We start from the raw sequence: 20,652 nt of genomic DNA, 5'->3' as shown, positions 1-20,652 counted from the left end.
AAAAGGAAGGGATTTCTCCCTTCCTTCCATACTTACCGTCAAATGAAAAACGGAATAAACACACTGGCCAGCAGCAGAATCAACGCGCCACCTAAACGGGAAGAGATTTGCGCAAACGGCATCAATTCCATTCTTCTCGCAGCCGACAAGACCGCAACATCACCGGTCCCGCCCATATTGGCCATACAAAGCCCAGCCGTAATGGCAGCTTCGATCGGATAAAAGCCCATCAGTTTCCCTACAAATCCTGAACCGATAATAGCTCCGACTACTACAGCCAACACAATCAGTACGTATTCAATGCTTAACGCATTCAAAACTGCTTCCAGATCCGTGTAGGCAACACCGATACCGACCAAAAGAGCGTTGGTCCAGTTTCTGGCAACAAATTCATACCACTGGCTCGCGCCTTCGACGATGATTTCAGGCATTACATCCGCCACTTTCAAACCTGCCACCAGAATAATCATAATAGCGTATGGATGCAGCGGTATAAAATCTCCTAAAATATTGCCCAGCATGTAAAACGACACGGCAGCCAGTACACCCACACCCATTTTTGCCAGGCTGTATTCAGGCGCTTCTTTTTTCTCGTAATGGAATCCTCTGATCAATTGGCCATTCCCTGTCAAACTCGGGAATTTGTTTCCGATCATGTTCAATAAACTTGCCAGGATGATGGCAAACACATTCCCAAGCGCCAAGGCCGGAACGAGAATCGACAAATAATAACCGGGTTCATTTCCAAGCATTTCAGAATAGACCTGAGACATCGGTACAGCACCAGCGCCCATTCCGCCTCCCATGATCGGCATGGCGATGACAAGAACCGCATCACGGACATCAAAACCAATCAGCATTCCGACCAATCCGGCGAGGACCACAGCGCCTGTAACCGATGCAAGCAATGGCAGAGCATAGCGAACACCTGCTTTCACCAATATCTTTGACTCCATCCCTAAAATACTGCCGGTAATCAACGCCGCAATATAGAAGTTCAGAAAGTCGCCGCCTCTCATAAAGTCATCGATGAGAGTCGAAGTGGTTTCGGGCATCAGACCGCTATAGACCATGTAAGCCGATCCAAAGATGGCGACAATTGCACCACCGCCCAAAAACGTCCGGATGATTGGTGTATGGTCTCCGATCCAGCCGAGCAGTTCCCCCAGCACCATGATGATCAGCAACGCACCGATCATGCCGGCAGGTAAATTTTCTGTGTACATCGCATAAAGAGCGATAAATGCGAAAATGCCAAACCAAAGAATCGGGACATTAAATATGGAAAACGTCTTCATGTTCTTTTTCATCGGCACTTCCGCCGGTATTTTTCTTTTTGATTCTTCCACTTTCGTCAACTCCGTTCCTGTTCTTTTAAAATCTGGTTGTCACGTTTCAACGAAAAAGCATCCCGGTTGAAAGTAAACGCTTTCAAGCGGATGTTTTTCAGTATAGAAAAACTTTCAGACTACTCATACCTTATGAAATTATTGATAATATTGTAATTAAAAAAAGCAGCCAGGATGGCTGCTTTTACAAATAGAGATGGATGCGATCCTCTTTTGACGGCTGCTGCCGATATTGATAAATCGGTCTTCCGACCCCGTAAATCAATGTTTCCTCCAAATAGCCAATCTGTGTTAAAAACTTCAGGTACTTCCTGATGGATACTCTCGAAATCTGACTGGCTTCTGCAATCTCTTCAGTGGAAAAGGCTTCTGTCCCTTTCGAAAGAATCACTTCGCTGATCCGGCTCAGTGTAGTTTTTGTCAGGCCTTTTGGCAAGGATTGCAGTTTGGGTGAACCCGAACCCGGCTGGCTCTTTTTATGGAGCATGCGATCAAGATCCTGTTGGCTGATTTTTCCTTTGTCCTCCAGTTTAGCGTACTGGCTTCTGTATTGAGTCAACGCTTCTTGAAAACGGCTGAATTCAAAAGGCTTGATCAAGTAATCGACAGCTCCGAGTCTCAGAGCTTGTTGGATCCGACCGATTTCCGAAGCTGCAGTAATCAAAATGACATCCAAATCCAGTCTCTCTTCACGGATTTCCCTCAAAAAATCGATGCCATCCATACCTGGCATGTGTATATCGAGCAACAGTAAATTGACTTCTGTCTTTGCCAGAACTTTTTCTGCTTCCTTTGCATTGGATGAACTAGCGACAACAGCGAAACCCTCCAGTTGTTCCACATATTGGCGGTTGAGAGCCGCCACCATCGGATCATCTTCCACAATCATCACCTTAATCATCGTTTTCTCCTCCTGCTTCAAAAGGAATAATTATTGTAAACGCAGTACCTTTTTCCATTTCCGATTCGATTTCAATCGAGCCTCCCAGCTTCTCGACACTGCCCTTCGTCAAGTGAAGCCCAAACCCCCGATGCTCCCCTTCTTTGGAAGATATTCCTTTTTCAAAAATGACGTGCTGCAACTCTTCAGGGATGCCACTTCCCGTGTCTTCGACGGTCATAGTCAGTAATTCGTCAATGTAAGAGAATTCCACAACAATTCTTCTTTGTTCTTTGTCCATGACATTGTCGATTGCATTATCAATCACATTCCCCAGAATTGTAATCAGTTCGTGTGTCACTGAAGAATTCGCGGGTTTCGGTATTTCCGTCTCACAGCTCACGATCAGATTAACGCGAGCCTCTCTGGCATAGCTGATTTTACCGATAATGAATCCAGCGAAGACCGGATCTTTGATATGACGGATTACATTGCCGACTTCATATGCCTGGTGGTTGACCAGCTTTGCAATAAAATCTTGTACTTGGTCAAACTCTCTCATTTTAATCATGCCCAGCAGGACATGAAGCTGATTCATAAATTCGTGGGATTGAGCCCGCAGCGTATCCGCGTACATTTTTACACCTGTCAGCTGTTCAGCCAGCTGGTTCACTTCCGTTTTATCCCGAAACGTGGCGATTGCTCCAATGACTTGGCCGTTTACCACAAGCGGCACACGGTTCGAAATGATGGAAACACCATTGAGATTTTGTTCTTCATCCAACACTGCCTGTCTGTCACCCAAAACAGAATCCATCATGGGCACAGGCAAAAAGTCGTTTATATGCATGCCCACCGGATCCTTGCTCAACAGACCGGCTTTTTGAAAGATCTGCCTTGCCGATTTATTGACGAGAACAATTCTGGAATCTCTGTCAATGGCAATAACCCCTTCATAAACCGAGTGGAGCATCTGGTTCCGTTCTTCGTGAATACGCGCAATTGCATATGGTTCCAAACCGAAAAGGCTTTTTTTGATATATCGTGCCAACCAAAAAGCGCCCAGCACACCCACCAACAGACCGATAATCGAACCGACCAGAATTTGTTTCCTGCTTTGTTGGATGGAAGCCTCCACATCCTGCAGCGAAATCCCGACAGCTACCGCACCGATTTGGACTTGTTGATCGTTCAGGATAGGGGTAAATGAACGCACCGACCTCCCCAATGTCCCTGTTGATCTGGATGTGTACTCCTGTCCCTGGAGTGCGCGTTTTTCATCGCCGCCGACAAATGGCCCTCCAAGCTGCTCAGGGTTCGGATGCGACTTCCGGATCCCTTCCATGTCCATGACCACAACGAACAACACTTCTGTTGCATCTTGTATGGCCATCGCATAGTTTTGAATGGCCTGCTCCATTGCCTCATCCTGCAACCCATCCCGAGCTACTTGTGATTCTGCAACTATTCGTGAAACATTGACGGCTTTGCCTTCCAATTGCTTTTCTATCGTTTCACTGACCGACTCTGTCACTAGCAGACTGGTGATTACCAGAGATGTTAAGACGACCAAGCAGACGAAAAATATAATCATTGTGCTTAATTTAAAACGCGAAGGATTCATAATGGATCACCTTTCCCTGAAGCTGCAGGGAAAGCGGCGAACAACAAAATCCCTGAATCGGAAAAAAATCGCCGTTCGATTTCGTTATATTCATAAACATTTTATCGCCACACCTTTCCACATTATTTTACTAGGAGTGAAGCGGTTTGGATATGAAATAGTATTCATCGGCTGTTCTCCAGTTTGCGACACTTTCCAATTGTCCCTTGTCCTCGGTCGTGATACGTTGAAAAAGAGATGTTCAAACTGAAGAAATTTACTGTGGCAGGAGCTGATTGCATGGAACAAAATATAATAGCAGGTAAAACGGCTGTCATCACCGGTGCCAACAGCGGCATCGGCTGGGAAGCGGCGAAAAAGCTGGCGGGGATGGGCTGCCGTGTCATTATGGCAGTACGAAACGAAGAAAAAGGAAAACAGGCGCGCGGAGGGATAATGAAGGAGCATGCAAGTGCTCATGTCGAGGTCATGAAGCTGGATTTGGCCGACCTTGCAAGCATACGTACGTTTGCCGAACAAGTGAAGAGCCGGCTTGATTCACTCGATCTGCTGATCAATAATGCCGGTGTCATGATGCCTCCTTACTCAAAAACAAAAGATGGGTTTGAGCTCCAGTTCGGCAGCAACCATCTCGGACATTTTGCATTGACCGGCCTGCTTCTGCCACTGCTGGTGAAAACGGAGCAGTCACGTGTGGTGACCATCAGCAGCCTGGCTCACAACCGGGGAACCATCAATTTCGAAAATCTTGATGGAGCATTGGGATACAAAGCCAAAAAGTTCTATAATCAGAGCAAGCTGGCCAATCTACTGTTCGCGCAGGAGTTGGACAGACAATTGAAGCAGCATGGCCTGCAGACGATCAGTGTAGCTTGCCATCCAGGCATCTCGGCTACCAACATCTTTAAATTCGGCAAGCGGGACGCCCCACAATTTCTGAAAAAGTTCGCCAACCGTTTTCTTCAGCCTCCCGAAATGGGGGCTTTGCCGACCATTTTCGCAGCTACCGATCCTCATTTAAGCGGCGGCGAGTACATCGGCCCGAACGGCAAAGGCCATCGAAAAGGGTATCCCGCTCTTGAGACGCCCCATATGGTGGCAAGCGACGAGGCGACATCCCTGAAACTGTGGGAAGTGTCGGAAGAACTGACAGGAGTCACATTCGACTTCACGCCTGAGAATTGACCGAATCCGTCGCCAAACGAACTCAATACGAAAAGCCCCGCATATAATTTGCGGGGCTTTTTTGTCACTAGTGCACGTCAGCTTTGCTGCTGTTCTTTCAAGTAGTTGTCCAAGCGATCATACGTCTCCGTCATGCCTTCGACTGCCTGCATATCGATGATTTTCTGCAGCTCTTCCTGTGTTTCAAATGCGGTGCGTGAAATCACTTTGCTGCCTGGGCCTTCAGAAGAAAAATCCAGGGTGATCAGCATAACTGGCATACCCGTCACTTCGTTTCCCTGTTCGTCGGAAAATGCATCCACATATACCAGACGGTCCGGCGGGTCGACTTCCCGGTAAATGGATTTCCCCCAGGCTTCCTGGCCTTCAGGGGAACGCATGCAATAATGCCAGACGCCACCTGGCTTCACTTCCATTTTGTAGACAGTGGTTTCCCAGCCGTTTGGCCCCCACCACCGAACAATATGGTCCGGCTCGATGAACATCGAATACACCCGCTCTTTGGGAGCATCAAAAGAGCGCTCCATAATCAGTTCCAATCCTTCCACCCTTGATATGGTTTTCTTTGCTGACATGGTGTGAATCCTCCTTTTCGCTTGGATCAACGATTTGAAGCAGTCGGCTTGAACCAGGTGAATTCGCTGATATGCAAATCACGCAACTGGTATTTTAAAACTTTTCCTGAGGCATTTCTCGGCAATTCATCGGCAAACAAGAATTTTTTCGGAATTTTATGGCCATCAAGATGTTTCAGACAATGGCTCATCAATTCTTCTTCTTCAATGGTTTCCCCTTCTTTCGGTACAATGATGACACCAACGATTTCTCCCCATTCCTCTTCCGGTAAACCGACTGTTGCCGATTCAAGGACTTTCGGATGGCTGTTGATTGCTTGTTCAACTTCGACCGAGTAAATGTTTTCCCCTGCGGAGATGATGCGGTCCTGCTTGCGATCGACAAGGGATATATAGCCGTCTTCGTCAATCGTCGCCAAATCGCCTGTCAGCAGCCAACCGTCAGAAAAAGCTTCTTCGGTTTCCTCCGGCAGCCCATAGTACTCTTTCATAACCATTCCACTTTTCAGTATAAACTCACCGATTTTTCCAGGCTCTACATCTTTAAACTCGTCATCCACGACGCGGGCTTCAGTGAACAGCATCGCTTTTCCGCCGACCCCTGATTTTGTTTTATGCTCTTCTGCTGATAACATGACACCACCTGGCCCGCCTTCTGTCACAACACAGAGATTGTAGAATTGGCTGCCCCCAAAAAATTCCATCGCTTTTTCGATAAGCGAAGTCTCGATCGGATCCGCTCCATACAGGCATTTCCGGACTGACGATACATCGTATTGCTCTTTGCTCTGTACTTCAAGCAACATATTGTACATTTCCGGGAGTCCAAAAAAGACGGTGATTTGATGCTCACTGAACGACTCCATCACTTGCACCGGTTCAAAATCACGCACAATGACATTTGTTGCACCCAACAGTATGCCCGTCACTAAAAATTGGTTCAACTGAGCAGCATGAAACAAGGGAACCGCATGAATCAATCGGTCATTGGTGGTCAATCCCGTACTTAAGGCAAAAGCTGTATTCACCTGGAAGATCCGCTGGTGATCGAACAAAGCCCCTTTTGGATCCCCGGTCGTGCCGGAAGTATAAAGAATTTCCGCATCGTCTCTATCCAGCACTTCGATAGCCGGAGCTGATGCGTCTTCGCTTTTGACTTCATCCCAATGAAAATGGTCTTCCTGCTGTGCAGCGGGATTGACGATAACTTGATGCAGGTGCTCAGCCTGCTGCTTTGCTTCTGCGACAAGCTGTTCAAATTCGGCATCACAAATGGCAAAGGCACTTTCCGAATTCCTGAAAATATAGCTGCTGTCCTGGGAATCCAAGCGATAATTCACAGGCACTGCCACGCCGCCAACTCTCAGTACCGCATAGAATGCAATGATGAAATGCTCGGAGTTTTTCATGAACAGCGAAACCTTATCTCCTTTTTGGAGCCCTTTTTTGACAAGTCCATTGGCAAAACGGTTCACTTCTTCGTCTAATTCACGGTAGGAATAGGTCCTTCCTTCACATACAATGGCCACTTTTTCCGGATAGCGCCTGGCATTGACTGTCAGTGATGTTGGAATGTTCATTGTTCAGCCTCCTTTTTTCAATTTTGCGGCGTTGAGTTCAGCGGGAATGCCTGCCATTGCCACCAACTGCTGCGCACTGGCTTTTCGGTTGCGCTGTTAAAAATAGGTAGTAAAATATATTTTATAATATTCAAAAAATATAGTCAAATTCCTACTGAGTTGAAGCGGCACAAAAGTGGTGTATAATTTCCAGCGAACAAAGAAAGCCACCCCGAAAAATCCGTGGATTTTCCAGGGTGGCCTGTTAAAGTGAATTCACTGTCTTCCATCTTCGCCATCCGGACGGTGACGGTCTTCTCTCTTTTCTATTTCTACGGCTTCTTTTGTTGTCTCTTTTCGAACTGCTGTGTTTTGCGTGTCTGCAGAGGCCTGGGAAGTTTCCCGGTAATTCTGCAGATCGCGTTTATAAATAACTTCGCCATCCGGCGTCAAATACTTTTTGTTCATATCCCGTGTCGATTTATCGAAAAATGTATAGATGACCGGAATAACAAACAACGTTAACAAGGTGCTGCTGATAAGTCCGCCGATAATGACAATCCCCATTGGCTGAATAATTTCGGCCCCTTCGCCAATTCCGATCGCCAACGGTACAACTCCCAGGATCGTCGTCAAAGCGGTAATAATGATGGGTCTCGTCCGATCTTTTACACCCAGTACAATCGCCTCGACCGTTGAATGTCCTTTATCCACCTGCTGATTGATATAATCCACCAGCACAATGGCATTGTTGACGACAATCCCTGCCAAAACGATGACACCGATGAGCGCCATAATACTGATCGGTGTTTGAGTGATGGTAAGAGCCAACATAACACCGATGACAAACAACGGAACCGTGAACATGATGATAAACGGCATTTTAAATGATTCAAACTGAGCCACCATTACAAGGTAAATGAAAATCAGACCAAGAACAAAAGCCAATGCCATGTCATCGATGGCTTCGTCGAGCAATGCCTGATCACCACCGACAACAAATTCAGTCTCGCTCGGAAGATTTGCATCATCAATGACTTCCTGGACGACGGCAGATGCATCGCTCAAGTCGCTGGAAGCTTGGTACAACACATCAAAATCGACGCTCCGCACCATATCCGCGCGATTGATGGTCCCTGGTGTTTGGCTTTCGACCACCTCTGCCACTTCAGACAGCGCAACGTATTCGCCTGCCTGGTTTTGAATGGTAATAGCCTGGAAGTTTTCCGCATTGCTCAGTACATCATCCGAGTAACGGACCATGACCTCAAATGTCTCATTATTGTCTGTCAGAATGCTGGTGGCTACAGAGCCCAACGTCGCATTGCTGACAGCCGAAGCGATCTGAGCAGGAGCGAGTCCGGCATTCAGCGCAGCTTGCCGGTCAACCGACATTTCCAGTACCGGCGAAGTTTCTTCTTCAGAAGTCGTCACATCACGGATGATGCTTTCTTCTTCCAATGTCGCAGCAAGCTCTTCGCTTGTCTGCAGCAGACGTTCTGTATCCGGATCCTGCAAGGTGAAGGAATAAGTATTCGGTGATCCGCCAAAACCGGCCTGGGCAAAGCTCTGTACTTGGATATCCGCTTGTTCATCGGTTGTTTCAATATCCCGTTCAATCGATTCCACAAACTCATTCGTTGTCACATCACGGCTTCCTGCATCCACCAGTGTGACGATGATTTCTGCTGTATGGCTTTCGGAAGTCAATCCGCCTCCCGCTGAGGAAGAACCGACTGTGCTCAAGTAACTGTCGATTTCCGAACGGCCTTCGAGTTCATCCTCAATCAGCTGAACCGTTTCAAAAGTCCGGCCCAGCAACGTTCCCTGCTCATGTTCCACTTCGATAAGGAACGTCCCTTCGTCGGAATCCGGAATAAATTCAACCCCTGTAGTGGTCAATCCCAACGCCCCGATCACCAGAGTCAAAATGGTCAACATGATGACCACAGCTCTTCTGCGCAATGTCCAGCGCGAGGCGCTTTCCATCCATCTCATAAAGCGTGAATTTTTCCGCTTCCTTTCCCTGTTTTCATTCGGCGCAGCCAAAATGCGGCTGGCGATCATCGGAACGACCGTCACCGCGATGAACAGCGACGACAGCAAACTGAACGCTACCGTAATGGCCAGCGGGGCGAAAAGGTCGCTGACGATCCCTGTCACAAACACAATCGGCAGGAAAATCGACGCCGTCGTCAATGTTGACGCCGTAATAGCGCCTGCCACTTCGCGTGTCCCATCCGATGCCGCCTGTTTTGGCGGCTTGCTCATGGACAAATGGCGATAGATATTTTCCACTACCACAATCGAGTTATCGACCAGCATCCCGATACCGAGTGCCAGCCCGCCCAATGTCAGCAAGTTCAAGTTAATGTCTGTGAAGAAAAATAAGGCAAACGTGGTGATGACAGAAAACGGAATCGCGATGCCAATGATCAACGGCGTCTTTAAATTGAGCAAAAATGCAAAAAGCACGATCATCGCCAGTACACCACCGCTTACAAGCGCCACAAGCACACTGCTGATTGCCTGATTGATAAAGTCCCCTTCATCATAAAGAGTTACGGCTTCCAAATTCGAATACTGCTCTTCTTCCAACAATGCTTCCAGTTCTTCATGGAAGTCATTGGAGACCTGTGTCGTGTCAGCTCCCGTTTCTTGCATGACATCCAGTTGAATGGACCGTTCCTGATTGATTCTCGTGATGACGGAATCATCTTCTGTATCCAGCGTAACTGTCGCGATATTGGAGAGCAGCACATCTGCACCCGTTTCCGGATTCTGTGTGATCACCAGATTTCCCAGTTCTTCTCCGGAATTCAGCTCACTCACGACCCGTGTGGAAATCCGTTCTCCCGCTTCTTCATCTGTAATGATGCCGGAAGGAATGACAATATCGTTGGCTTGGATCGCATCCACGACATCACTTTGCGTCAGTGAATAAGTTTCCAGTTGTTGCTGATTCAATACCACTTCATACTGTTCCGTTAACGTACCGGATTCTGAAATACTGGCGATTCCACTGATGCGTGAGAGTTCCTGCTGCAAATCTGCCACGTCTTCCTGAAATGCGGTGACGTCTTCGCTATTCGCTGATATCGCCAGTTGCAGACTCGGGAACATCGACGGGTCAAATTGCAGGAACGCCGGGGTTCCTGCACCATCCGGCAAATCCGCCTGATTGATCGTCGTCATGATTTCATTTTCCACATCGGAAATGGAGGTGCCAGAAGAAAATTCAAGAATGATGACCGAAGATCCTTCGCTCGTCTGCGAGCTGAGCTGGTTCAGCCCCGATATCGTGGATAAATCACTTTCCAGTTCTTCTGTTACATCCGTTAATACACTTTCAGGTCCTGCCCCTGGATAAGTCGTGGCAACGGCCGCAACCGGCGCTTCCACATCCGGAAGCAACTGGATCGGAAGGCGCGTCAGAGACACGACCCCCAAGAGTAATAAAATCAGCATGATGACAATTGTGAATTTTGGACGTTTTATCGAAAAATCCCATATTTTCAAGCGCTACCTCTCCCTTTTCTTCCATTTCCTTATTATTCAAAACCGATGTTTTAATTGAAGATTACCATAACCGTAAAATATCAACAAACATCAACTAGTTTCAAACGCCGGATGATGTGGAATTGTACTTATAGCAGGCGTTCGCACAATTTTTATTCCCCTCGTTGTAGTTTTAATCTGTTATTGATACACTGAAGTGTATAAGGGTTACTTTAATTGAAATTTTTATACCATTGCTATTATCTTTGAGAAAATGACCCAAGGAGCTGAAATTATGAACACACAACAATTTGATGTCATCAAAAACGGAAAAGGATTTATCGCTGCGCTTGACCAAAGCGGCGGCAGCACACCAAAAGCGTTGAAACTTTATGGCGTTTCTGAAGATACCTATTCGACTGAAGAGGAAATGTTTGATCTCGTCCATGAAATGAGAACGCGGATCATCACCGCTCCTGCCTTCAATTCCGAATCGATTCTCGGCGCTATTCTGTTCGAACAGACGATGGAACGGAAAATCGAAAGCCAGTTTACGGCAGATTATCTTTGGGAACAGAAAGGCGTCGTACCGTTCCTGAAAATTGACAAAGGCCTGGCGGAAGAAGAAGACGGCGTTCAATTGATGAAGCCGAATCCAGACTTAAAAGATTTATTGAAAAGAGCGAACGGCTATAATATCTTCGGAACGAAAATGCGTTCCGTCATCAAAGAAGCAAATCCCGAAGGCATCAAGAAAGTGGTCGACCAACAATTCGTAGTCGCCATGGAAGTGATCAACGCCGGTCTCGTTCCGATTATCGAGCCGGAAGTGGATATCCACAGTGCGGACAAAGAGCAAATTGAGACGTTGCTGAACACGGAAATCCTGAGCCATTTGGGCAATCTCGGCAAGGAGGATTATGTCATATTGAAATTGACGATTCCGACTTTGAATAATTTCTATAAAGAATTGATTGAACACCCGAACGTGGTTCGTGTAGTCGCTCTTTCCGGCGGATACTCCCGCGAAGAAGCTATTCAAAAACTGGCAGCTAATGAAGGATTGATCGCCAGCTTCTCAAGAGCTTTGTCCGAAGGCTTGTCCGCAGATCAGACAGACGAAGACTTCAATGCGACGTTGGAAGAATCAATCAAAGGGATTTATGCCGCATCCATCACATAAACACATATCAACGAAACGTCCCGGACCTCAGCTGTTCCGGGACGTTCTTTTTATTTCTCTTTCTCTTGTTTTGCAGAAGATTCCAAAGCAGCTCCCAACGCCACACCGATTGCGATGCCGACACCGATATTCCCCATTGCCGACCCGATCACCACACCCAGCGCAATACCTACTCCCATGCCCCCACCGCGAACAGACTTGGGTTTATTATTGCCAGCCATACGATTTCCTCCTTTTCAAAAGCAATTAATTACTTGTTATACGTTTTACGGAACAATCCGTTTCAATGTTACAGAAATACCAGAAAGGGAATAGAGAACCAAGCAATGTATAGGAAAGGATTGATGCTCATGGATTCAGAAAAAATCAGACAGATACTCCAGCAGCGGACCGTTGCCCTTCCGGATGGCATCCGGTTGCCTGCTATCGGCCAGGGCACATGGAATATCGGCGATGTGCCGGCAAAAAGAGAGCAGGAAATTTCTGCGCTTCAACTGGGAGTCGAACTCGGAATGACGCTTATTGACACAGCGGAAATGTATGGGGAAGGAAAATCAGAGCGCCTCACAGGAGAAGCAATCCAAGGAAAACGGGAGCAAGTGTTTTTGGTATCCAAAGTCTATCCCCACAACGCCGGAACAAAAGATATTTACAGAGCCTGCGAAAACAGCCTGGAACGCTTAGGAACGGATACGCTCGACTTATACTTGCTGCATTGGCGCGGAAGAATCCCTTTGGAAGAGACCGTTGAAGGGATGGAACAATTGAAGAAAGACGGAAAAATCAAACGGTGGGGTGTTTCGAATTTCGATGTGGACGATATGGAAGAATTGCTGCAAATACCGGGTGGAGAAAATTGTGCGGTCAATCAGGTGTTGTATCATCTTGGCTCCCGGGGCATCGAATATGAGCTGCTGCCTTGGCATATGGAACATGGAATTCCAATCATGGCCTACAGCCCTTTGGCGCAAGGCGGCTCTCCCCACAAAAATTTACAGACCAATCAGGCTCTCAAAAAAATCGCTGAGAAACATCATGTGGAGCCGCTCCAGATTGCACTTGCCTGGACCATTCGTTCCGGCCATGTTATTTCCATTCCAAAAGCGGGCCAACCGCAGCATGTGACAGCGAACGCAGAAGCTGCCGCCATCGAACTGATGGATGAAGATTTGAAAATGCTTGATGAGGCCTTTCCTCCCCCGAACCATAAACCACCGCTGGATGTAATTTGATTTACTGCAAAAAGTGAAACTGCACCGGGCAAAGATAAAGTATGTATAACATCGGAAAGGATGATCACGATGAAAAGCAAATTGGCTGCCGGCTTGCTCGGTATTTTCCTGGGTGATTTCGGATTGCATAAATTCTATCTTGGCCGACCGAAGATGGGCTTGTTGTACTTGGCTTTCTGCTGGACAGCGATTCCTGCGGTAATCGGTTTTATCGAAGGCGTTATTTACCTGTTGTCCTCCGAAGAAAAATTCCAATCCAAATACGTAAGACGGTAAGGAATGAAACACCAGATAGGCACAGTGTCCGGATTCTTCCGGGCACGTGCCTTTTTTAATGTACTGGGACAAAAATCGTTCCACTTTACGATCTTCCTTCCTTTTTTACAGACATTCTGCTGAACAAAGAATATAATAGAAGCTGTCTGTTTTTAGTACTGGAGGAGATTTCTTGAACGCAAAAGCTTTTTCATTGGCCTTATTTTCCGTCCTGATCTGGGGTTCTTCTTTTGCGGCGATCCGCGTCGCTTTGCAGGGTGGTTATGATTCGGGGCAAAATGTTTTGGTCCGCTTTCTCGTCGCTTCGGGGTTGTTCCTGATTTACGCGTTGTGGCCAGGGACAAAATTCCGGCTTCCGCAAAAAGGGGATATGTTACGTATTCTCATCCTTGGCTGGGTGGGCATCAGTATTTACCATACATTCGTCACGTTCGGGATGGAAACCGTTTCAGCTGGAACCGCTGGAATGCTGGTGGGATCGGGACCTATTTTCACAGCTTTGATCGCTCTTTTCTTCTTGAAAGAACGGCTGACTTCCATTGGCTGGCTGGGTCTCGGGATCGGATTCGCCGGTATTTCACTGATCGCTTTCGGCTCAGAGGGGGCATCCCTCACGTTAACAAACGGGGCTCTGCTCGTACTGATCGCCGCTTTGTCGGCATCGCTCTTTTTTGTCTTTCAAAAACCGCTGCTGACTCGCTACACAGCAATCGAGCTGACCGCTTATTTTACATGGGCCGGCACCTTGCCGTTTCTCTTCTTTTCCCCGGGTCTTTTGCCGGCGTTGCAAAACGCCAGCATGGAGGCGCATTTGGCCACGCTTTACGTCGGCATTTTCCCGGCGGCCATCGCTTATGTCACTTGGGCGACCGCTTTATCCACAGCAAAAGCCAGCTCCGTTTCCAGCTTGATTTATCTGGAACCTGCTGTTGCCATTGTGGTCTCCTGGATGTGGCTGCACGAATTGCCGACCGGTCTGTCGCTCATCGGCGGGGTGGTTGCCATCGGAGGAGTAGTGCTTGTCAACGCACTCGGAAGGGAACAAAGAAAAGTTTCCAACAGGACAGCGGAATCGTCTGTCTGATATGTTGAAATGAAAAACGCAGCTGGAGACCAAACGGTTCCCGGCTGCGTTTTTTCGTCAGAAGATAAGGATCAGATCACTCCATCAAAGTTGACCTGGCCATCTCTGCGTATTCTTCGATACCCGATTTGGTGCTGACTTTTGTAAATTTTTATAATATCTTCAAATTGCTTGGAACTATATGGTATGTTTAGAAGATCATGTTGAAATTGGATGGGATAAAATTGAGAAAAGGAATGATTGCAGGAAGCTTACTCGTCCTCGGAGGAGCTTTGGGGTTATTTTTACTGTACCTGTTCGACTGGGTGAACAGTTTTGTTTATATCGGCGGATTGTTTATGTGGCTGCTGGTTTTATTCGTCATGCTGCTGGTGGTCCGGCATCACAAGCGCACGGCTTTATTTGTTGGCGCAGTTGTCGCAGTGCTGACGCTTTTGCTGCTGTTTGATATTCGATTGCTCAATTATGAGCTGGCCACACACGCCGTCACTTCGTACAAGGAACCGATTCCGGCAACGGCCGATTCCAATGTGCATTTGATGATCGTGAATACGACGACCACCGCTTATTACGGGGAAGATGATGGGTTCATCGAAGAAGGCGAAAATGTGCTGGCGGTTTATCCGATTACGAATTCGCAGCGCTATCATCAGAAAAATGAAGATTTGCGAGCGTTCGTCGAGGATAAGACCGATTATTTCGGCCAAATGCGCGAGAATGTGGAAGCATATCTCGGTTTTCCGCCCGGTGATGTAGTAGCAGCCTATAACCGGACCGATATCGAAGGAAACAGTCTCGGGCTCGGCATTGCGCTGGCTGCTTCCCTACACGTACGCGACGTGGCCAATGAAATTCCGATTGCTGTTACAGGAGCAATCCATCCGGACGGCAGCATCCACGAAATTGGCGTCGTCACTGAAAAAACGCTCATTGCCGAACAAAGCGGCTTGCCTTACCTTCTGGTGCCAACAGAAAACGCGGCTGAAGCCCGCGAAGTTGTTGAGGAAAGAAACCTGTCCATCGAAATTGTCCCAGTGGCTCACATCGACGAAGCGTTTGCATTTGTCGAAGCGGTGAATGGCAGGTAACACTGGCATAAGGCGCAGAGACGAGCTTTATTCCTTTGAATAGTTCCAGTTATTGGATATACCTTCCCTTATGCTGGATTTACTGTCTCTTCGGCGGCATTTACTGTCTCTTCGGCGGCATTTACTGTCTCTTATCAAGGAAATACGTTCCCCCGCGGCCGAAATACAGACCAAAAGTCAGCAACGCGAAAAAGCTGCACATTCCCTGAGAAGGGAGTGCAGCTTTCTTTATTTCCTTTTAAATTTTTCCACTTTTTGGATATACCTTCCCTTACGCTGGATTTACTGTCTCTTCGGCGGCATTTACTGTCTCTCGTCAAGGAAATACGTTCCCTCGTGGCCGAAATACAGGCCAAAAGTCAGCAACGCGAAAAAGCTGCACATTCCCTGAGAAGGGAGTGCAGCTTTCTTTATTCCCTTTTAAATATTCCCACTTATTGGATATACTGTCCCTTACGCTGGATTTACTGTCTCTTCGACGGCATTTACTGTCTCTCGTCAAGGAAATACGTTCCCTCGCGGCCAAAATACATGCCGAAGACCAGCAACATACAAAAAACGGCACGTCCTGAGACCAGGACGTGCCGTTTCCTTACTTCTCCCCGCGATATTTGATTGCCAGGCCTTTCAGGAAATTCCGCGTGATCTGGTCGCCGCATTCCTTGTAATTCTTATGCCCTTCTTTTCGTAAGAAAGCACCGATTTCCCCTTTTGACACGGTGAATTTCGCCGCTTTGAAAATTTCCAGCATGTCTTCACTCGTCAGCTGCAATGCTATTTTCACTTTCTTCAATACCAGGTTATTGATCCGTTCATGAGACAGCGCCGGCGTTTCAGGCTGGCCTTCCTGTCTTCCTCGCTTGAAGATGATCAGCCCATTCAAAAACGCTTCCAACGTATCGTTGTCCAACGGGATATTTTCTTTCTGCGCCACTTCTTCTTCAGCAAAGTCTGGTGTTTTGGTGAGAATCAGCGGTACTTCTTCCTGCGATACCTGCGCGCCGCCCAGTTTGAAAATCTCCGCCACGTCACTGTCTTTTATATCCAGCGCATAGCGCAATCTGATTAATATATCGTTATTGTCCATTCCCCTTCGACCTCCTGTAAAAAGTAAAACCCATTGTATATGAATCCGTTTATTCCTTTCCCATGATAGCATATGCGGGGAAAAATTCCTTCCTATAAAAATGGCGTTTCGGGTAAGCTGCAAGCTCACCCGAAACGCCATTATCCATCAGCACCAGGAAACATTTTTATTTTCTGCTTTCCGGTTCATCAGCCAGCTGGTATACCCGCGCTTCAAAAGGCTGGAGCAGACTTGTGTCGAGATCTTCATAGTTGGCCAGCAAGCAACGGGCGTCTTTCGGCTCTTCCCAGTAACACGCATACGGCGTCAAATTCGTAATGACCAGCACCGTCTTTGATTCGTCATGCCGTGTATATGCATAAATGGATTCATGCCCAACATCCTGAAGTTCATAGGTGCCATATACCAGCACATCCGTCTGCTTGCGGAGCCAAATCATCCGACGGTAAAACCAAAGAATGGAATTCGGATCTTCCAGCTGTGCTTCCACATTGATCTGCTGGTAATTCGGATTGACTTGGAGCCAGGGCGCAGCTTCTGAGAAACCGGCATGCGGACTTGCATCCCATTGCATCGGCGTACGGGAATGATCGCGGCTCTGCGCTTTGATGATGGTCATCACATCATCGTGCCCCATGCCTTCCGAGCGGCTGTAATGGTATAAATTGTGTGTTTGAACATCATCGTAATGTGACAAATCATCAAACGGGGCATTGGTCATGCCGATTTCCTGCCCCTGGTAAATGAAAGGCGTGCCTTGCATGAAAAAATACATGCAGGCGATGGCAGTGGCGCTTTCCCGCCAGTATTCACGGTCATTTCCCCACGAGGAAACGATGCGCGGCTTGTCATGATTTTCAACGAATAAAGCATTCCATCCCTGGCCTTCCACGCTTTTCTGCCATTTGGTCAGCACTTCTTTCAGCTTCGGCACATCAATGCCGGTTGTTGAATCGGTGTCCCATAATCCCATGCTTTCAAACTGGAATACCATATCGAATTTGCCGTTCTCTTCACTGATCCATTCGCCGATTTCTTCAGCCTGCGCTCCATTTGCTTCGCCGACGGTCATAATGTCTCGCTTAGCGAAAGTGTTGTCGCGCAGTTCGGCTAAGAGCGGCTGGATACCTTCCACGTTCCTCATTTTATCCCAAGCCGGCACATACAGATTTTGTTCCGGATCTTCCATATTGCTTAAGTCTTTTTTAATGTGACTGATGGCATCAACACGGAAGCCGTCAATTCCTTTATCCAGCCACCAGTTGACCATGTCATATAATGCCTGACGGACTTCGGGATTTTCCCAGTTCAAGTCCGGCTGCTTTTTGGAAAATAAATGCAGGTAATATTGTTTGGTCTTTTGATCGTATTGCCACGCCGATCCGCCAAAAATGCTTTCCCAATTGGTCGGTTCATCACTCCAGATATACCAGTCGCGTTTGTCATTCTCAAGAGAAGAACGTGATTCCATAAACCATGGGTGTTCATCGCTCGTGTGATTGATGACCAAATCGATGATGAGCTTCATGCCGCGTGCATGAACTTCTGCCAGCAGACGGTCAAAATCCGCCATGGTCCCGAATTCGTCCATAATATCCTGGTAATCACTGATGTCATATCCATTATCATCATTCGGCGATTTATACATCGGGCAAATCCAAATAACATCGATGCCAAGATCTTTCAAATAATCCAATTTGTCGGTCACACCATTAATGTCGCCAATCCCATCCCCATTCGAATCTTTGAAACTCCTTGGATAGACTTGATAAGCGACTGCTTCTTTCCACCATGTTCTCTTCATAACTGCTCCCTCGCAAAGACCTTAGCCATGCCTCCATCCAATCAAACGGCGTTCACCTTTGAGTTGTTTCGAAGACGTTCTAACATCTGTTTTATCTCGTAAATCATTTCCAACTTCCAGCAGCATGTCCTTATAAAAATGAATTTCAAATTGAAAGTGTAGCAGAATCCGCCCGAAATACCAACTAAGTATTCTTATCTTCATTAAGAGTGAAAAAGCTTTTAAGGTGAAACCTTCTTCCTCTTTGAATTTCTTTCATACAAGCTCTTTAGTGATAAAAATCTTATGTCCAGGCGAAGCCATATCTACTCTTGCTTTCCCATCCCTTAATTGTTCTTTGTCGCTTCTTCATTATTCCCTCCATCTTTAACCTCGTTCTATAAACTCGAATTCCTTTTATTCCCTGAATTTTCATCTTCCTTAACAAAATTTTTACATGAAATTCACTTAGCATCCATACCCCTGAAATACTGGTGCTCTATCATCATAACTGCAATACAACTTGCTTATATTATTTTAAGGAGGAATATGAAAATGAAACGTAATTTCAAAAAGAAGGCCGCCGGGATTTCAATCGCCGCCACTGTCGCTGTTTCTTCTTTGGCCTTCGCAGCAAATGGAACAGCAACTGAAGCAAAAGACAAGAAAAGCGAACCGACCAACGTCATTATGATGGTGATGGACGGCACGAGTGCCGGTGCTACTACTCTGGCAAGATGGTACAAAGGTGAAGACCTTGCAATGGATAGCATCCTTGTAGGTGGCATGCATACCCATTCTGCCGAATCTGCAATTACTGACTCCGCCCCTGCAGCTACTGCTTTAGCGACTGGCAACAAGTCCAACGATAAGATCATCGGCCTTCTTCCTGAACTCGTGAATACGCCGGGTGTCGATCCGATTGATCCCGAGGATACATATAAACCGGTTGCCAGCGTGTTGGAGGGAGCGGAGTTATTAGGGAAATCGACAGGAATCATCTCCACTTCAGAGATTCAGCACGCAACGCCGGCAGGTTTTTCTGCTCACGCCGTTCATCGAAGCAACTACCAGGATATTGCCGAACAGCAAGTATACCAAGACATTGAAGTTGTACTGGGAGGAGGAAAAGAATCCCTTGCTCCAGGATCGACTAAAAACGCACGCGTCGATGGTGAAAACCTGATTGATGTAATTCATGAAAATGGGTATGACTTTGTGGAATCGAGAGATGAACTTTTGAATTCAACATCAGATAAGCTATGGGGTTCATTCGCTCCTTCCGCCCTTGCATACGAATTTGACCGTCAAGAAACCAATGAAGAGCAGCCTTCTCTTGCTGAAATGACGAAAAAAGGAATTGACACCCTGTCAAAAGACGAAGATGGATTCTTCCTGTTTGTCGAAGGAAGCAAAGTGGACTGGGCAGCACATGCGAACGACACAGTAGGAATCATAAGCGATGTCCTGGCTTTTGACGCAGCGGTACAAGAAGCCGTGGATTTTGCAAAAGAGGATGGCAATACGATGGTTATTGCGGTCAGCGATCACGGGAACAGCGGAATCACCATGGGGAACGTGAATACAAACTCAACTTACCCAGCTATCCCGGTGTCAGAATATGTCGATCCTTTGAAGAAAGCGGTAATGACGATTGAAGGGGCTCTGAAAACATTAAAATCTGACCGCTCCAATATGAGAGAAGCTGCTGAACTATACGGTTTGGATAACTTGACTGAAGAGGAAGTCAATACATTGAAACAATCGGACACGCTGGCGGCTGACATGGCTGATATGCTGGCACAACGAGCGAACATTGGCTTCTCGACTGGTGGACATACTGGAGAAGATGTATTCTTATACGCATACGGCCCGTCCAAGCCGTCTGGTTTAGTGGATAACACGGACATTGCCAAAACAATGGCGACGTTTATGAACATTGATCTTGAAAAAACAACTGATAAGTTATTCGTCAATGCGAAAGAATCTTTTGAACAGAAAGGTTACACGACTCACATTGACGAAACGGATGAAAACAATCCTGTATTCATTGCAGAAAAGAACAAGATAAAAATCGAATTGCCTGTCAATAAAAACATAGCCCATGTCACACAGAATAAAAAAACGTACACAAAGATGCTGGAAGGTGTCATTGTTTATAACGGAGAAGACTTCTTTGTATCAAAAGAGGCATTCAACATGTCAAAATAAAAAGGGGTAAAGTGCTTTCTTTCAGTTATGGAAACCAA

16 protein-coding genes are annotated in these 20,652 nt (G+C 46.9%); 7 read left to right on the top strand and 9 right to left on the bottom strand.

The features are described from left to right. Positions 1–38 precede the first annotated feature (38 nt). From EEX84_RS11390 to dcuS, 3 genes are all read right to left on the bottom strand, one after another. On the bottom strand, positions 39–1,349 hold the full coding sequence (locus EEX84_RS11390) for a 2-hydroxycarboxylate transporter family protein (protein ID WP_338048387.1): 1,311 nt from the start codon (positions 1,347–1,349) through the stop codon (positions 39–41). A gap of 184 nt (positions 1,350–1,533) precedes the next feature. Next, positions 1,534–2,250, bottom strand: a complete 717-nt coding sequence (locus EEX84_RS11385) for a response regulator (RefSeq protein ID WP_123165770.1) — start codon at positions 2,248–2,250, stop codon at positions 1,534–1,536. Then, a complete protein-coding gene (gene dcuS / locus EEX84_RS11380) occupies positions 2,243–3,853 on the bottom strand; it encodes a DcuS/MalK family sensor histidine kinase (RefSeq protein ID WP_123165769.1) in 1,611 nt (536 codons plus the stop codon). The genes EEX84_RS11385 and dcuS overlap by 8 nt, the downstream gene beginning before the upstream one ends. Before the next feature lie 279 nt (positions 3,854–4,132). Between dcuS and EEX84_RS11375 the strand changes: the two genes are divergently transcribed. Next, entirely contained in the window at positions 4,133–5,038 is a 906-nt protein-coding gene (locus tag EEX84_RS11375) for an oxidoreductase (RefSeq protein WP_123165768.1), read from the top strand. A 77-nt stretch (positions 5,039–5,115) separates the two neighbouring features. Here the strand turns inward: EEX84_RS11375 and EEX84_RS11370 are convergent, their stop codons facing one another. The 3 genes from EEX84_RS11370 to EEX84_RS11360 form a co-directional block, all read right to left on the bottom strand. Further along, positions 5,116–5,613, bottom strand: a complete 498-nt coding sequence (locus EEX84_RS11370) for an SRPBCC family protein (RefSeq protein WP_123165767.1) — start codon at positions 5,611–5,613, stop codon at positions 5,116–5,118. 26 nt (positions 5,614–5,639) lie between these two features. Beyond that, positions 5,640–7,193 carry a class I adenylate-forming enzyme family protein gene (locus EEX84_RS11365; RefSeq protein ID WP_123165766.1) on the bottom strand — a complete coding sequence of 518 codons (1,554 nt, stop codon included), beginning with the start codon at positions 7,191–7,193 and terminating at the stop codon, positions 5,640–5,642. A 255-nt stretch (positions 7,194–7,448) separates the two neighbouring features. Then, the gene (locus EEX84_RS11360) at positions 7,449–10,691 is read right to left on the bottom strand and encodes an efflux RND transporter permease subunit (RefSeq protein ID WP_123165765.1); all 3,243 of its coding nucleotides are present in this window, start codon (positions 10,689–10,691) and stop codon (positions 7,449–7,451) included. A 274-nt stretch (positions 10,692–10,965) separates the two neighbouring features. Between EEX84_RS11360 and EEX84_RS11355 the strand changes: the two genes are divergently transcribed. Then, a complete protein-coding gene (locus tag EEX84_RS11355; RefSeq protein ID WP_123165764.1) occupies positions 10,966–11,853 on the top strand; it encodes a fructose bisphosphate aldolase in 888 nt (295 codons plus the stop codon). 50 nt (positions 11,854–11,903) lie between these two features. Here the strand turns inward: EEX84_RS11355 and EEX84_RS16605 are convergent, their stop codons facing one another. Continuing rightward, positions 11,904–12,074 carry a hypothetical protein gene (locus tag EEX84_RS16605; RefSeq protein WP_192892961.1) on the bottom strand — a complete coding sequence of 57 codons (171 nt, stop codon included), beginning with the start codon at positions 12,072–12,074 and terminating at the stop codon, positions 11,904–11,906. A gap of 120 nt (positions 12,075–12,194) precedes the next feature. On the opposite strand from EEX84_RS16605, the gene EEX84_RS11350 reads away from it, so the two are divergent. From EEX84_RS11350 to EEX84_RS11335, 4 genes are all read left to right on the top strand, one after another. Beyond that, a complete protein-coding gene (locus EEX84_RS11350; RefSeq protein ID WP_275669734.1) occupies positions 12,195–13,085 on the top strand; it encodes an aldo/keto reductase in 891 nt (296 codons plus the stop codon). A 69-nt stretch (positions 13,086–13,154) separates the two neighbouring features. Beyond that, a complete protein-coding gene (locus tag EEX84_RS11345) occupies positions 13,155–13,361 on the top strand; it encodes a TM2 domain-containing protein (protein WP_192892960.1) in 207 nt (68 codons plus the stop codon). A gap of 172 nt (positions 13,362–13,533) precedes the next feature. Continuing rightward, the gene (locus EEX84_RS11340; protein ID WP_123165763.1) at positions 13,534–14,445 is read left to right on the top strand and encodes a DMT family transporter; all 912 of its coding nucleotides are present in this window, start codon (positions 13,534–13,536) and stop codon (positions 14,443–14,445) included. A 224-nt stretch (positions 14,446–14,669) separates the two neighbouring features. Continuing rightward, positions 14,670–15,533 (top strand): S16 family serine protease, encoded by an 864-nt coding sequence (locus tag EEX84_RS11335; RefSeq protein ID WP_158599110.1) that lies wholly within the window; start codon positions 14,670–14,672, stop codon positions 15,531–15,533. 592 nt (positions 15,534–16,125) lie between these two features. Here the strand turns inward: EEX84_RS11335 and EEX84_RS11330 are convergent. Both EEX84_RS11330 and EEX84_RS11325 read right to left on the bottom strand, forming a co-directional pair. Next, positions 16,126–16,620, bottom strand: coding sequence for a YehS family protein (locus EEX84_RS11330; protein ID WP_123165761.1), 495 nt, complete (start codon positions 16,618–16,620; stop codon positions 16,126–16,128). Between the two features lie 166 nt (positions 16,621–16,786). Next, positions 16,787–18,424 carry a glycoside hydrolase family 13 protein gene (locus EEX84_RS11325; RefSeq protein ID WP_123165760.1) on the bottom strand — a complete coding sequence of 546 codons (1,638 nt, stop codon included), beginning with the start codon at positions 18,422–18,424 and terminating at the stop codon, positions 16,787–16,789. A 534-nt stretch (positions 18,425–18,958) separates the two neighbouring features. On the opposite strand from EEX84_RS11325, the gene EEX84_RS11315 reads away from it, so the two are divergent. Next, complete coding sequence (locus tag EEX84_RS11315; protein WP_123165758.1) at positions 18,959–20,614, top strand: alkaline phosphatase; 1,656 nt, start codon at positions 18,959–18,961, stop codon at positions 20,612–20,614. Positions 20,615–20,652: the final 38 nt, after the last annotated feature.

The sequence above is a fragment of the Planococcus salinus genome, from assembly GCF_003719725.1.
GTDB classification, from domain to species: Bacteria; Bacillota; Bacilli; order Bacillales_A; family Planococcaceae; genus Planococcus; species Planococcus salinus.
The sequence above is the reverse complement of the archived record's forward strand: the minus strand, read 5'-3'. Positions and strand labels throughout refer to the sequence as shown.

Bases quoted from the DNA above. Each gene is read 5' to 3' on its own strand.
- EEX84_RS11385 (WP_123165770.1), bottom strand. From the start codon at position 2,250: ATGATTAAGGTGATGATTGTGGAAGATGATCCGATGGTGGCGGCTCTC.
- EEX84_RS11355 (WP_123165764.1), top strand. From the start codon at position 10,966: ATGAACACACAACAATTTGATGTCATCAAAAACGGAAAAGGATTTATC.
- EEX84_RS11365 (WP_123165766.1), bottom strand. From the start codon at position 7,193: ATGAACATTCCAACATCACTGACAGTCAATGCCAGGCGCTATCCGGAA.
- EEX84_RS16605 (WP_192892961.1), bottom strand. From the start codon at position 12,074: ATGGCTGGCAATAATAAACCCAAGTCTGTTCGCGGTGGGGGCATGGGA.
- EEX84_RS11330 (WP_123165761.1), bottom strand. From the start codon at position 16,620: ATGGACAATAACGATATATTAATCAGATTGCGCTATGCGCTGGATATA.
- EEX84_RS11345 (WP_192892960.1), top strand. From the start codon at position 13,155: ATGAAAAGCAAATTGGCTGCCGGCTTGCTCGGTATTTTCCTGGGTGAT.
- EEX84_RS11375 (WP_123165768.1), top strand. From the start codon at position 4,133: ATGGAACAAAATATAATAGCAGGTAAAACGGCTGTCATCACCGGTGCC.
- EEX84_RS11315 (WP_123165758.1), top strand. From the start codon at position 18,959: ATGAAACGTAATTTCAAAAAGAAGGCCGCCGGGATTTCAATCGCCGCC.
- EEX84_RS11370 (WP_123165767.1), bottom strand. From the start codon at position 5,613: ATGTCAGCAAAGAAAACCATATCAAGGGTGGAAGGATTGGAACTGATT.
- EEX84_RS11325 (WP_123165760.1), bottom strand. From the start codon at position 18,424: ATGAAGAGAACATGGTGGAAAGAAGCAGTCGCTTATCAAGTCTATCCA.
- dcuS (WP_123165769.1), bottom strand. From the start codon at position 3,853: ATGAATCCTTCGCGTTTTAAATTAAGCACAATGATTATATTTTTCGTC.